The following is a 12,348-nucleotide window of genomic DNA, read 5'->3' as shown; positions in this document are numbered from 1 at the left end:
GCTCAGGCGTTGAGGTAGGCGAGCACGGCCAGCACCCGGCGGTTGTCGTCCTCCGACACCGGCAGGTCCAGCTTGGCGAAGATGCTGGTGGTGTATTTGCTGATGGCCTTCTCGCTGATGAACAGCCGCTGCGCGATCGCGCTGTTGGAGCGGCCCTCGGCCATCAGGGAGAGGATCTCGCGCTCGCGGGCGGTCAGCCGGGCGACGGGCGTGTCGGCGCCCCGGCCGCCGAGCAGCTTGGCGACCACCTCGGGGTCGAGCGCGGTGCCGCCGGCGGCGACCCTGCGGATGGCCTCGACGAACTGGGCCTCGTCGAACACCTGGTCCTTGAGCAGGTAGCCGACGCCGCCCGCCTGGTCGGCGAGCAGTTCGCGGGCGTAGAGCTGCTCGACGTACTGGGACAGGACGAGGACGGGCAGGCCCGGCACCCGCCGTCTGGCCTCGATGGCGGCGCGCAGCCCCTCGTCGGTGAAGGACGGCGGCAGCCGCACGTCGACGATGGCGACGTCGGGCCGCAGCTCGGTCAGCGCCCTGAGCGTGCCGGGGCCGTTGTCGACGACCTCGACGACGTCGAAGCCGTGGGCCGTCAGCAACCGGGTCAGGCCGTCGCGTAACAGGAACTGATCCTCGGCTACGACAACACGCACGGAACCTCCAGCACCACGATCGTGGGACCACCCGGGGGGCTGCTCACGACCACGATGCCGTCGAACGCCGACAGCCGTCTCTCCACCCCGCGCAGCCCCGACCCCGCCGAGGCGTCGGCCCCGCCGATGCCGTCATCGGTGATCTCGGCGCGCAACACGCCGCGGTCGTACCGTATCCGAACGGCGACCCGGCTCGCCACGGCATGTTTGATCACGTTGGTGAGCGCCTCGGAGACCGCGAAGTAGACGGCCGACTCGACCGGCGCGGGGGCGCGGCCGGGCAGCTCGACGTCGGTCTCGGCGCGCAGCGGCAGGTCCATGGCGAGCGCGCGGACGGCGTCGGCGAGCCCGCGGTCGGCCAGCACCGGCGGGTGGATGCCGCGGACGAGGTCGCGCAGCTCGGTGAGCGCCTTCCCGGAGCTCTCGCGGGTCTCCATCAGCAGCGCCTCGGCGGCCTCGGGGTCCTCGCGGATGAGCCGCTGGATCGCGGTCAGGTTCATGCCCAGCGCGAGCAGCCTGACCTGGACGCCGTCGTGCAGGTCGCGCTCGATGCGGCGCAGGTCGGCGGCGTTGAAGTCGACGGCCTCGCTGCGCGACTCGGTCACCGCCGCCAGCCGCCGTTCCAGCTGCCCGCGGGTGGGGCCGAGCAGCGCGGCGGTGAGGCGGGCGTGCGCGTCGAGCGTCCAGGGGGCCGCCCAGAGCCCGGCTCCGAGCACGGCCAGGCCGAGCGGGACGGCGAGGAACGCGCTCGGCACATCGGCCACGGTCAGCAGCAGGAAGTGCGCGGGCCCGGCGCCGACCTGCTGGTCGATCAGGGGGTAGGTGATGGGGAGCAGGACGCCGTACAGGCCGTAGAGGACGAGCAGCGGTGACAGGGCGGCCAGCGGCACGCCGAGCAGCACGTTCAGCGGCAGCCACGCCAGGTCGCGCCACGTCGCCCGGTCGGTGACGATCCAGCCGAACAGCCTGACCTGGCGCAGCGGCCAGAAGTCACCGGTCGTACCGGGACGCGGCAGGTACGGGCTCTCCACCGTGACCCCGAGCCGCTCGGCCGCGGACCCGCGGAAGAACCCGGCGAGCGCGCGTACGGCGATCATGACGAGCGGGACGAGCAGCAGCCCGAGCCCGCCCGCCAGGATGGCGGCGAACGCGCCCACACACAGGCCGGCCAGGATGAGCCCCGACAGTCCCGCCAGCGCGCGGACCCCGGCCCGCCGCACCTCGATCCACCGGTGACGTAACGCCTCCCGCACGGCGCTCACCCCGTTCCCGTGTGTTCCCGTGTCGCAGGACGGCCGTCGCCGTCCCTGACACCAGTCTGCGCGGCGAGGCCGCCGCGCACAGGCCGGGCAGGCCCCTTTTCCCGGTGGGTCCAGTCCTACCGTCCAGCCCTACCGCCCAGCCCTACCGCCCAGCCCTACCGCACGGTCTTCCCGGTGAAGAGCTGCGCCTGCGCCTCCGCCGGGTTGCCGCCCGGGTTGTCCTCCGGGTACGGCTGCGACAGGAAGGCCCGGTCGAGCTCCCTCGGGCTCCGCCTGAGCCACTTGCGGCTCTGCTCGCGCACGACGTGGCGCGGCAGCGGCGGGTTCCACTCCTTCTGCGAAGGCTTCGCGATCGACTGCAGCCCCCAGCCGAGCCCCACCATGGGGTCGATGATCTGCCACTTCCACGCGTCGATGCCGAGGAACGTCTGCGCCCGCAGGATCGCGTGCCAGATGTGGTAGCCGGCCGGCGCGGGCTGGCCGTTCATGGAGTGCACTCCCTCGATGCGCGGGTCGTACAGGACGCCCTGCCCGAAGTCGGCGAACGCGGTCGCCAGCCGGTCGCGGCTGTGCGGGTGGTGCAGCGGGTAGAAGCGGTCGAAGACCTCGAGCTGGATGCGGGAGACGACGCGCAGCGGCTCCTTGATGGGCGTGACGAGGTTGACGTAGCCGGCCGGGTACGACGGGGACTGCATGTCCTCCATCCACGCCAGCACCATGGCCAGCTCGGCGTCGCCGCCGTCGAAGTACGCCTTCACCGCCGCCCAGGCGTCCTTGAACTCCTGGCTCGCCTCGTGCCAGGTGGCCTGGTCGAAGGCGTACCAGAACTCGTTGGCCCACCGGTCGCCCTTCATGCCGGGGACCGGCGGCAGCCGGTGCCCGGGGGTGGCCGCCGCCTGCCCGGCGGTCGCCGCGCCGATCACGGTGGCCGCCGCAGCGCCCGCCGACACGCCCAGCATGCGCCGCCTGTCCATCATGCCTGCCATGGAGGTTTCCTTTCGGTATGTCGGCCCGTGGGCCGTCTGATCGCTCAGTTGAGCGGGGAGAAGACGGAGCGGGCCCTGACCCGCTCGTCGATCGGCGGCATCGCGAGCGGCACGGGATGCGGGAACAGCCGGCCCTCCGCGTCGAAGATCCGATCGTGGTAGAACCCCGACAGGTACGGCGCCCCCACCGTGCCGCCGGACCCCATCACGTCCTTGGGGAGATAGCGGTGCGCGAGCCCGAGGTGCAGCCGCCGCCACCGGAACAACGCCTCGTCGAGCTCCCGCGCGGCGGCGAACACCGGCCGCGTCTCGTCCGTCTCCTCCAGCCGCTGCAGCAGCGACCTGAGCGGCTGGAAGTGGCGGTTGAGGTAGAGCAGCAGGAAGGCGTTCTCCTCGATGCCGCCGAGCGCCTCGACCTTGCGCGGGTGCACGCCGAGCAGGTGGATCTGCAGCGTCTGGGCGGAGGCCATCTGGATGGCGCTGGCGTTCTCGGTGTCCTTGCGGAAGCCGAGGAAGCTCTCCACCGACATCGTGCGCCGCAGCACCAGCATGATGTCGATCTGCAGCAGGGCCAGCTCCGTCGCGAGCGCCAGGCAGCGCACGGCGGCCCCGTAGCCGCCGGACTCCAGCCAGGTGTTGGCGGCGACCGTACGCGCGAGGATGCCCGACGTGGCCGCCTCCGTGAGGTGGATGACGCGCAGGAAGACGTTCTCCTCGTGCTTGCTGCTCTGCGGCAGGTTGATGAGGTATTCGAGGATCCGCGCCCGGCCCGCCTCGCCCAGGTAGTCCTCCCAGCGCGACGGCGGCGCGGGCCCGGGTTCGAGCAGCGCGGGCCACGGCCGCATGGCCGCGCGCAGCGCCTCCAGCCGGTGCAGCCGCTCCTCCGACTCGCGTGGCGTCGGCAGGTCGAGCTGCCCCCACGTCTCCTCGCCGCGCACCGTGCGGCGCTCGTAGCCGAGCCAGGAGTCCACCAGGTACTTCAGCGCCTGGCGGCAGTGCCGCTCCACCACCGCGTCGCTGGCGTGCCTGCGGGTGCCGAGCGCGTGGTTGAGCAGCCTGACGTTGCTGTACGGCTGGTAGCGGGTGCCTCTGGGACCCTCGGGGCCGCCCGGCTCGACGCCTTCGCCCGTCCGCGCGGCCAGCTTCCACTCGCTCTGCAGGGCCAGCTCGGCCAGCCTGAGCACGCGCAGCTCCCGGCGGTCCAGCGTGGCCGGCGAGCCGCTCAGCAGGGCGTGCAGGTCGACGTACAGGTCGGCCATCCGGCCGCGCAGCGCGGGGTCCAGGTGGCGGCGTCCCGCGACGCGGGCGGCGGTGACGTACTCGGCCACGTCGAAGTCGAGGACGGTCCTGACGATCGTGGAAGTCTTCACGAAGCCTCCGGAGCAGGAGAAGCGGGGTGAGTGTCGCCGAGGTCGTGGAAGGCCTCGATGCGCTGCTCGCATTCGAGCGACACCAGCCGGGCCCCCTCGCGCAGCAGCCGCGCCGCCGTCCCCCCTGCGGGCGGCGGCCCCACGGGTGCGCCGTTCGCGGGCGGGGCGGGCAGCGGTCTCGGGGTGGGCAGCTCGCCGCGGCCCAGCGCGCCGTTCAGCAGGGTCGCGGTCGCGGCGGCCCTCTCGATGACGTCCTGGCCGAACCCGGCCGTCTCGGTCGCCCCCACCGCGAGCACCTCCGCCACCTCCATCCAGTACGCCTCCGAGGCGGCGCCGTCCGGGCGGGCGGTGCGCCAGGTCGTTTCTGCGAGCCTGGCCAGCTCGGCCAGCTCGGGCACCAGATGCGGCTGGTAGAAGGTGACCAGCCGCCCGACGCATCCGGCCGCGAGGAACATCTCGACCAGCCCGGCCGGCTCCCCTTTCGCCCCCACCGACACGAACACCGCGCCGATGTACGCCTCCTGCCACCGGGCGCAGTGCCCGGCCAGCGCGCGGGCGTCCGGGTCGGCCCGCACCAGGAAGCGCCGCTGGTGCGCGGCCGGCGGCTGCCCAGGGTCACCGTCGCCGTCACGTGCCGGCTGCGCTGACCGCGCCGACTCCGCTGACCGCCCTGCCCACGGCTCTTCCACGTCTCCCGCCCTCCGACGGCCGATCCGTCAATCTCGCAGGAACGATAGGAAGGACCCCCATACCTGCCCTATACGTCCGGATCTCGTCAGGACCCGGTCAGCGCGGCCTCGACGTCGTAGCTCTGGATCCAGCCGACGTCCTCGACCATCGAGCCGAGCCCGTCGCCGCGCGGCGCGGCGGGCCTGGGCAGCGGGGTGGAGCAGGGCACCCTGGCCGGTTCGGGCGCGTGCAGCCGCAGGGAGCCGCCGCCGCGCGAGCCGAGCTGCACCCGGGTGGTGTGCGGGCGGCGTACCTGCTCGTAGCGGCGCAGGGCCGTCTCGGGCCAGCCGGGGCCGCGCGGCGCCTGGCCGAGGCAGAGCGCGAGCGCGGCGGCGTCCTCGATGGCCTGGTTGGCGCCCTGACCGTGGTGCGGCAGCATCGGGTGGGCGGCGTCGCCGAGCAGCGTCGTACGCGCCGTGCTCCACCGCTCCAGCGGCGCCCTGTCGCGCAGCACCCACCGGCCGACCGCGTCGATGGCGCTCACGATGCGCCGCACGTCGGGCTCCCAGCCGGTCAGTGCCCGGGCCACGGCCCGCGCGTCGCCGTACGCGCTCCACGACTCGGCCTCGCCGTCCCCCTCCTCGGGCACGATCGAGACGAACGTGAGCAGCCGCCCGCCGGCCACGGGATAGCCGAGCAGCCGCGAGGACGGTCCGAGCCAGACGAACATGGTGTCGCGGGCCAGCCCGGGCAGCGCGTCGAACGGCACGACCCCGCGATAGGCGACGGATCCCGACGAGACCGGCGTCTCACGCCCGGCGACGGCGCGCCTGACGACCGAGTGCACGCCGTCCGCGCCGATGAGCACGTCCGCCTCGGCGGCCGGCCCCCGCTCGAAGCTCAGCCGCACGCCGTCCGCGTCCTCGGTGAAGCCGGTGCAGCGCCGCCCGAGGTGCAGGTGCCGCTCGGGGACCAGCCCCGCGAGCAGCCCGAGCAGGTCGGAGCGCTGGACGGTGTAGTACGGGGCCCCGTGCTCATCCGCCCACGCCGCCCCCATCGGCTGCCTGGCGAAGACCCGGCCGTCGTCGAAGCCGCGCACCTCCAGCGCGGCCGGCCGCACCGCGACCGCGTCAAGCCCGGCGGCCAGGCCGAGCCTGTGCAGGATGCGGCTGCCGTTGGAGCCCAGGTGCAGGCCCACGCCCGCCTCCCGCAGCGTGATCGCCTGCTCGTAGACGTCCACGTCGAAGCCCTGCCGCAGGAGGGTCGCGGCGGCGGTGAGCCCGCCGATCCCGGCCCCCAGGACGGCGACGCGTGGTGTTCTTACCGACATCACTTTCCCCTTCTGTTCTGTGCGCGAGCCGTGGGCTCGCCGCGTAGCGCAGGGCTCAGCGCGGCCACCGCCGCGAGCAGCGCCATGACCGCGCTCATGCCGAGCACGGTGCGCGTGGTCCCCGCCGCGTCCAGGAGCAGGCCGGCCGCCAGCGAGCCGGCGGCGGCCGGGCCCATCCCGACCAGCAGGGCGACGCTGGTCACCCGCCCGAGCAGCGCGTCGGGGGTGACCTGGACCAGCCGGACGTGGCCGGAGACGTTGATCGCGCCGCCCGCGTACCCGATGAGCGTGTAGAGCAGCGCGAGCACGGGCGGCGACGTGCTGACGGCGAGCGCGGCGATCACCAGGGACCACAGCGCGAAGGCGCCGATCACCAGCGGGCGCAGGCCCGCCCTGCGCGCCCACCAGCTTCCGGTGAGCGCGCCCGCCATGCCGCCGAGCCCGCTCAGCGCGGTGATCACGCCGACGAGCGCGACCGAGCCGTGCCCGCGCACCACGATCTCCATCAGCGCCAGCGTGACGGCCTGGAAGACGACGTTGGACGCCGACAGCAGCAGCACCAGCGTGCGCAGGAACGGCCGGGCGAACAGCCAAGCGGCGCCCGCCCGCACCGCGCGCAGCGGCGGCTCGGCCGCCGGGCCGCGGCTCTCCTGAAGGTCCCGCCTGATCATCAGCAGCAGCAGGAGCGAGACCAGATGAGCGGCGGCGGCGAACAGGAACGGCAGCGTGCGCCCGGCCGCGAGCAGCACGCTGCCGACGGGCTGGCCGAGCAGCGCGGCGCCGCGTGACCTGGCCTCGTTCCTGCCGAGCGCGACGGGCAGCTCATCCGCGCTGACCACGTGACGCACCGCCGCCTGCTCGGCCAGCGCGTGGACGACACAGAGCGCGCCGTGCAGGAAACCCGCCACCGCGAGGTGCGCCGTCCAGTACGCGCCCGCCAGCAGCGCCCCGCTGACGGAGCCGGTCACGAGGACGCAGCCCACGTCGCACCAGAGCATCAGCCGGCGCCGGTCGAGCCGGTCCACCAGCACCCCGGCGGGCAGCTGGACGACCAGGTTGGGCAGCAGCACGGCGGCCATCACCAGCCCGGCCACGCCGGACGAGCCCGAGTGCCAGAGCGCCAGCAGCGGATACGTGATGGCGCCCACCCGCACCGCCAGGTGGTTCAGGCCCGCTCCGGCCCACAGCTTCAGGAAGTCGGGGTTGCGCACGCCGCCGCGGGCGCTCACCCCGCCCGACACCACTCCAGCACCGCCATCGCGCTGTGCAGCTTGCCCGCGGCCTGCTCGAAGGCGATGGAGGCGGGGCCGTCGAGCACCTCGGCGGTGACCTCCTCGCCGCGGTGCGCCGGCAGGTCGTGCATGAAGACGGCCTCCGGGTTGCCCTCCCACAGGCGTTCCGTCACCTGGAACGGCTGGAAGATCCGCCGCCAGTCGGGGTCGGGCTTGCTGGTCCCCGTCGTCTGCCAGCGCGTGGTGTAGACGACGTCGAAGCCCTTGGCGGTGCCCTCGTCCATGTCGTGCCGCTCGGTCACCGACGAGCCCGTGCGCCGCGCCCGCTCGGCCGCGCGGCCGAGCAGCTCCTCCGGCAGGCCGTAGCCGGGCGGGGTGCGGAACTCCAGCTCGACGTCAGAGAAGCGGGCCAGCGCGAGCGCCAGGGCGGTGGCGGTGTTGTTGCCCTCGCCGACGTACAGCACGCGCAGGCCGTCCACGGCGCCGAAGCGGCGCTGCAGCGTGACCAGGTCGGCCAGCGCCTGCGTGGGGTGCTCGTCGGAGCTCATCGCGTTGATCACCGACATGCGGTCCTGGTCGGCCCAGCCGCGCATCTCGGCCGGGTCGTCCGCCGTGCGCGCCACCAGGGCGTCCAGCATCAGGGCGAACACCTTGCCGGTGTCCTGCGTGGTCTCGCCGGTGTTGGTCTGCAGGTCGTCCGGCCCGTACGCGATGATGTGCGCGCCGAGGCGCAGGGCGCCGCTGGAGAACGCGGTCCTGGTCCTGGTGGAGGTGCGGCGGAAGTACACGCCGACCACCTGGCCCGCCAGCGGCCGGGCGGCGCCGTTGCGGCCGGACGCGAAGCCGGCGCCGCGCTCGACGATGTGCCGCAGCTGGTCGTCGGTGAGGTCGTCGATCGAGATCAGATGCCGCATGCGGCCTCCCCTCCTTCGGGGGCGACCGCGTCGTCCGCGCCCGGGGTCGCCCGGTCTGGGCTCTTCCACAGGTGGGACACCTCGCCGAAGTGCTCGGTGACCCACTCGTCCGAATAGACGGTGTCCAGGTAGCGGTCGCCGCCGTCCGGGAAGATCAGCACGCAGTTGGCCCCGCGCGGCAGGTGCGGGCCGCGCTTCTCCAGCGCCGCGACCGTCGCCCCCGACGAGCCGCCGGCCAGGATCGCCTCCCGCAGGATCAGCCGTCGGCAGCCGACCACGCATTCGAGGTCGGAGACGTGCACGACCTCGTCGGCGAGCCGCCGGTCCAGCAGCGCGGGCGCGACGGACGCGCCGTGGCCCGAGATCAGCCGGGGCTCGGGCTCGCCGTCGAAGATGGCGCTGCCGACCGCGTCCACGCCGACGACGGTGGTGCCCAGCGCGTTGCCGCGGGCGTACTCGGCGCAGCCGCGCAGCGTGCCGAAGGTGCTGACCGAGCAGAACAGGTAGTCGACCCGCCCGTCCAGCGCCTCGGCGATCTCCCGCATGGTCGTCGCGTGAGCCTGCGGGTTGAGCGGGTTGGCGTACTGGTTGGGCCAGAAGGCGTGCTGCTCGGCGGCCATGATCTCGCGCACCCTGCGCAGCCGCGTGGGCAGGTACTCGCCGGTCTCGCGGTCGCGCTCGGTGACCACCTCGACGCACGCCTCGTACGCCTTGAGTATCTCGATGTTCTGCCGGGTCGTCTTCGGATCGACCACGCACACGAAACGCAGGCCGAAATAGCGGCAGATCTGCGCCAGCCCGATGCCGAGATTTCCCGAACTGGATTCGACGACCACCGACCGGCCCGGCACGATTTCTCCGTTGTATATCTTCCCGACGACCATGTTGAGCGCGGTGCGGTCCTTGATGCTGCCGCCCGGATTGAACCGTTCGAGTTTGGCGAACAGGTTCACCCCCGTGTCCGCGGACAATCGGTCCAGTCTGATCAGCGGCGTGTTCCCGATGGTTCCGAGTATTCCGTTCACCCCGCGACTCTGCTCTCTCAGCACAATTCCATCGTGCCGGGGCGAGCTATACGCGGCTTATATCTCCGGCGCGATCCCCGCGCCGAGCTGGGGTGACGCGTCGCCGGCAGATTCGGAAAGAACCGGATGTGATAAATGGCAGCGACATTATGTGACACGCCGCTATATGGCGTCTATATTTGCGGCGACCCTGGACAGGCCAGAGCCGCACACCTAGTCTCGGAAGCCATGGGCGGCGAACGGGGGCGACTGCCGGTGCCCGGGCGTCGCGCCGGTCAAAAACAACCCGCGATCGCGGTCGTGCAGACCGTAACAGAGTTCGCGCGCAAGACCGGCGGCCGCCCGTACATCCACCCACGACAAGGGGGATCCATGTTCACGAATCGACGTGGGTTGCATGACATGGAAAATTCACGACTGGAGTTCAGGGTTCTCGGTCCCGTGACCGCGTGGCAAGGGGATCGCGAGATCGCACTGCAGGGGTCGAAGCAACGCACGATGTTCGCGGCCCTGCTGTTCCAGCGGGGCCAGGTGGTGTCGGATCTGCGGCTCGGTGAGCTGCTGTGGGGTGACCGGCCGCCGGCCACCGCCAGCGCCCAGATCCATACCTACGCGTCGCGGCTGCGCAAGCAACTCTCGCCCGCCGTGACGATCCGGCGGCACCACCCCGGCTATCTGCTGCAGGTTTGTCACGGTCACCTCGATCTGGAGCTGTTCGAGTCCAGGGTCAGGTTCGGGCACAGCGCGCTGCGCCTGGGCGGCTACGAGGAGAGCGTCAACTGGTTCCGCTCGGCGTTGCGCCTGTGGCACGGCCCCGCTCTGTCGAACGTCACGGAACACCTCATCCAGATCGAACGCCCGCGCCTCGAAGAGGCCCGCCTGACTGCGCTGTCTTCGCTCATCGACGCGGAGCTGGCGCTCGGCCGGCACGCCCGGCTCATCCCCGAACTCGTCGACCTGGTCATCCAGCACCCCTTGCAGGAACGCTTCCGCGCCCAGCTCATGATGGCCCTCGACCAGGAGGGCTGCCGCGAGGAGGCGCTGTCGGTCTATCAGGAGGGCCGGCGGCTGCTCGCCGAGGAGCTCGGCGTGGACCCGAGCCCCACCCTGCGCTCGGTCTACCAGGCGCTGCTGTCCGGGGAGAGCCCGAAGGTCGCCGTCCCCACCGGCGCGGAAGTCTCCTAACGGATCATCACACGTCACCCAGGAGCCAACATGGATCACGAATTACGCTATCTGCACGCCAACGCCATCATCGAACCGCTGGTGGACCGCTTCTACGCCTGGATGCACACGTTCACGCCGGTCCAGGCGTCGATGAACCTGGCCTTCCTCCAGGTGCCGCTGCTGGAGTCGTACCTGGAGTCGCCTCCCGCGCACGTCGCCGCCTGCGCCAACCCTGAGCTGCGCGGCGGTTACTTCGTCAACGTGCCGGAGAGCCGGGCGGACGAGGTGAAGGCGCTGGTCGCGGCGATCAGGTCGGAGCGCGCGGCGATGCTGGACTTCGCCGAGTCGATCGCGCAGGCCGAGCAGCTGCTGGAGGAGAACGCCACCGGCTTCGACCTCACCCCGCTCTACGCCAAGCTGCCGCCCGCCCTGTCGGGCCTGGTCGAGCTGGTCTACGACACCTACAACCAGCCGTCGCTGCGCTTCCTGGAGCCGCTGATCTACCACAGCCCGGCCTTCATCGAGGCGCGCCAGTCGGTGCAGCTGTCGCTGGAGACCGGGATCGAGCGGCCGTTCATCCTCAGCACGCCGCGCCTGCCGAACCCGGGCGTGGTGGACCTGCCGCTGCCGTTCCGGCACCGGGGCATCGACGCGCTGTTCGACGCCCGGCTGCGGCCCACCACGCCGGCCGCGCTGCGCGAGGCGCTGGAGATCTCCGACGACGAGACCGCGGCGGGCCTCGCCCGGCTGCTCGCGCCCGAGCCCCCCGGACGGCCGGAGCGGCACATCGAGTCGGGCGGCCGGGTCCGCTACTTCGGTCACGCCTGCCTGGTGCTGCAGTCGCCGGAGGCGGCGATCATCACCGACCCGTTCATCAGCGGCGACTCCACGGCGTCCGGCCGCTACACCTACGACGACCTGCCCGACCACATCGACCTCGCGCTGATCACGCACGGCCACCAGGACCACATCGTGCTGGAGTCGCTGCTGCAGCTGCGCGGCCGCATCGGCACGGTCGTGGTGCCGCGCTCCTCCGGCGGCAACCTGTCCGACCCCTCGCTCGCGCTCTACCTGCGGCAGCTCGGCATGGACGTCACCGAGGTCGACACCTTCGACGAGGTGGCCTTCCCCGGCGGCGAGGTGGTGGCCGCGCCGTTCCTCGGCGAGCACGCCAGCCTCGACATCCGCGCCAAGTCCACCTACTGGATCCGCCTGGCTGGCCGGTCCGTCTTCGTCGGAGCCGACTCCTCCGGCGTGGACCCGGCGCTCTACCGGCACGTCCGCTCCCACCTGGGGACGGCCGACATGGCCTTCCTCGGCATGGAGTGCGACGGCGCGCCGCTGACCTGGCTCTACCAGGCGCTGCTGACCCGGCCGGTGCCCAAGCGGATGAGCGACTCGCGCAAGCTCTCCGGCTCCGACGCCGCGCAGGCGGCCGACATCGTGACCGAGCTGGGCACCCGCGAGGCGTACATCTACGCCATGGGCGAGGAGAGCTGGCTGGGGCACGTCATGGCGACCAGCTACAACGAGAGCTCCTACCAGCTGCAGCAGATCGACGAGTTCCTGACCTGGGCGAAGGCGCACGGCGTCACCGCCGAGCACCTGCTCGACCAGCGCGAATGGCGCTGGTGACCGGTGTGGTCCGCCGGCCGGACGGCCGGCGGGCGCCCCCCGGGCGGGCGCCCGGCGGGCCGGGGCGCCCCGCCTGTGCGCCCCCGGGGTGCGGGCGGGGCGCGGGGGCGG

General features: G+C 72.5%; 11 protein-coding genes. 2 read left to right on the top strand and 9 right to left on the bottom strand.

Features of this window, described 5'->3' with window-relative positions:
* Nucleotides 1-2: 2 nt before the first annotated feature.
* From AB0K18_RS47445 to sbnA, 9 genes are all read right to left on the bottom strand, one after another.
* Complete coding sequence (locus AB0K18_RS47445; RefSeq protein ID WP_364928868.1) at nucleotides 3-647, bottom strand: response regulator transcription factor; 645 nt, start codon at nucleotides 645-647, stop codon at nucleotides 3-5.
* A complete protein-coding gene (locus AB0K18_RS47440; RefSeq protein WP_364928865.1) occupies nucleotides 632-1,909 on the bottom strand; it encodes a histidine kinase in 1,278 nt (425 codons plus the stop codon). Before AB0K18_RS47440 ends, AB0K18_RS47445 begins: the two co-directional genes overlap by 16 nt.
* Nucleotides 1,910-2,064: 155 nt before the next feature.
* Nucleotides 2,065-2,895, bottom strand: a complete 831-nt coding sequence (locus AB0K18_RS47435) for a hypothetical protein (RefSeq protein WP_364928862.1) — start codon at nucleotides 2,893-2,895, stop codon at nucleotides 2,065-2,067.
* Nucleotides 2,896-2,939: 44 nt separating this feature from the next.
* Nucleotides 2,940-4,265 carry a hypothetical protein gene (locus AB0K18_RS47430; protein WP_364928859.1) on the bottom strand — a complete coding sequence of 442 codons (1,326 nt, stop codon included), beginning with the start codon at nucleotides 4,263-4,265 and terminating at the stop codon, nucleotides 2,940-2,942.
* Nucleotides 4,262-4,954 (bottom strand): hypothetical protein, encoded by a 693-nt coding sequence (locus tag AB0K18_RS47425; protein ID WP_364928856.1) that lies wholly within the window; start codon nucleotides 4,952-4,954, stop codon nucleotides 4,262-4,264. The genes AB0K18_RS47430 and AB0K18_RS47425 overlap by 4 nt, the downstream gene beginning before the upstream one ends.
* A gap of 86 nt (nucleotides 4,955-5,040) precedes the next feature.
* Nucleotides 5,041-6,264 (bottom strand): FAD-dependent monooxygenase, encoded by a 1,224-nt coding sequence (locus AB0K18_RS47420; RefSeq protein WP_364928854.1) that lies wholly within the window; start codon nucleotides 6,262-6,264, stop codon nucleotides 5,041-5,043.
* On the bottom strand, nucleotides 6,264-7,493 hold the full coding sequence (locus AB0K18_RS47415) for an MFS transporter (RefSeq protein ID WP_364928851.1): 1,230 nt from the start codon (nucleotides 7,491-7,493) through the stop codon (nucleotides 6,264-6,266). The genes AB0K18_RS47420 and AB0K18_RS47415 overlap by 1 nt, the downstream gene beginning before the upstream one ends.
* The gene (locus AB0K18_RS47410; protein WP_364928848.1) at nucleotides 7,490-8,410 is read right to left on the bottom strand and encodes an ornithine carbamoyltransferase; all 921 of its coding nucleotides are present in this window, start codon (nucleotides 8,408-8,410) and stop codon (nucleotides 7,490-7,492) included. Before AB0K18_RS47410 ends, AB0K18_RS47415 begins: the two co-directional genes overlap by 4 nt.
* Nucleotides 8,398-9,435 (bottom strand): 2,3-diaminopropionate biosynthesis protein SbnA, encoded by a 1,038-nt coding sequence (gene sbnA / locus AB0K18_RS47405; protein ID WP_364928845.1) that lies wholly within the window; start codon nucleotides 9,433-9,435, stop codon nucleotides 8,398-8,400. Before sbnA ends, AB0K18_RS47410 begins: the two co-directional genes overlap by 13 nt.
* Nucleotides 9,436-9,876: 441 nt before the next feature.
* On the opposite strand from sbnA, the gene AB0K18_RS47400 reads away from it, so the two are divergent.
* Nucleotides 9,877-10,620: an AfsR/SARP family transcriptional regulator gene (locus AB0K18_RS47400; protein ID WP_364928842.1), complete on the top strand. Its 744-nt coding sequence runs from the start codon at nucleotides 9,877-9,879 to the stop codon at nucleotides 10,618-10,620.
* 30 nt (nucleotides 10,621-10,650) lie between these two features.
* Entirely contained in the window at nucleotides 10,651-12,237 is a 1,587-nt protein-coding gene (locus AB0K18_RS47395) for an MBL fold metallo-hydrolase (RefSeq protein ID WP_364928840.1), read from the top strand.
* The last annotated feature ends 111 nt before the right edge of the window (nucleotides 12,238-12,348 follow it).

It is taken from the genome of Nonomuraea sp. NPDC049421 (assembly GCF_040677005.1).
GTDB lineage: Bacteria > Actinomycetota > Actinomycetes > Streptosporangiales > Streptosporangiaceae > Nonomuraea > Nonomuraea salmonea.
The sequence above is the reverse complement of the archived record's forward strand: the minus strand, read 5'-3'. Positions and strand labels throughout refer to the sequence as shown.

Excerpts from the sequence above, each read along its gene's own strand:
- AB0K18_RS47435 (WP_364928862.1), bottom strand. The coding sequence starts at position 2,895 with ATGGCAGGCATGATGGACAGGCGGCGCATGCTGGGCGTGTCGGCGGGC.
- AB0K18_RS47420 (WP_364928854.1), bottom strand. The coding sequence starts at position 6,264 with ATGTCGGTAAGAACACCACGCGTCGCCGTCCTGGGGGCCGGGATCGGC.
- AB0K18_RS47410 (WP_364928848.1), bottom strand. The coding sequence starts at position 8,410 with ATGCGGCATCTGATCTCGATCGACGACCTCACCGACGACCAGCTGCGG.
- AB0K18_RS47395 (WP_364928840.1), top strand. The coding sequence starts at position 10,651 with ATGGATCACGAATTACGCTATCTGCACGCCAACGCCATCATCGAACCG.